1 protein-coding gene is annotated in these 606 nt (G+C 42.9%); it reads right to left on the bottom strand.

Translation table 11 applies throughout. From position 1 onward, the window contains the following. Nucleotides 1-544, bottom strand: a 544-nt coding sequence (locus R7Z49_RS26195) for a LuxQ periplasmic sensor domain-containing protein (RefSeq protein WP_318112587.1), incomplete at its 3' end; no start/stop codon positions are given. Nucleotides 545-606 lie beyond the last annotated feature (62 nt).

Below are 606 nucleotides of genomic sequence, written 5' to 3'. Positions count from 1 at the left end.
TCACTTCGCCCGTTTTCGGCTCTAACACAGGAACGCGGCGTAGCAACAAGTGACGAGCACCCATTGACGTGATTGACGTGACGTAATACCAATTATTACTGAACGTGACTTTGCTAGTCAGGCCGTCCAGCATTGAATCGTTGATACCATAAAAATGCGCGTTCCCATCGTCCCAAATAATACCTTGATGGTCGGTGAGAAAACGAAATTCAGGCGTGTGCGAAGGATCACTCTGATCAATGCTGAGAAAGAAGTAATTTAAGGCTTCTTCATTTCGCTCCGAGTAAAAATCCAAAATCACATCACTTTTCGAATTGCTGTCGTGATGGATCTGAATCGCTGCAAAATGACTTTCAAAAATGTTCAGAATCAACGCAGACGTTTGCTGCTTGGTTCGGTCGACCTCCTGCCAAATGATCTGTTTGGAGAAGTAATAACTCTGAACGAAAATGCCTAAAATGATCGGAGCAAGAACGAGAATAATAATTTTAGTTATAAGCGTCGACAGCGAGCGACGCTTTTTTAGCTTTGATGTAATTGTCATCAATTGTCTGAGTAGCTAAATGCACGTTTTCTGAGAGCTTCAATTCGCTCAGGGGAATCTGA

The sequence above is a fragment of the Vibrio sp. 1562 genome (assembly GCF_033340155.1).
GTDB classification, from domain to species: Bacteria; Pseudomonadota; Gammaproteobacteria; order Enterobacterales; family Vibrionaceae; genus Vibrio; species Vibrio alginolyticus.
Note: the sequence above shows the minus strand (reverse complement) of the source record. Positions and strands in the feature narration are given on the sequence as shown.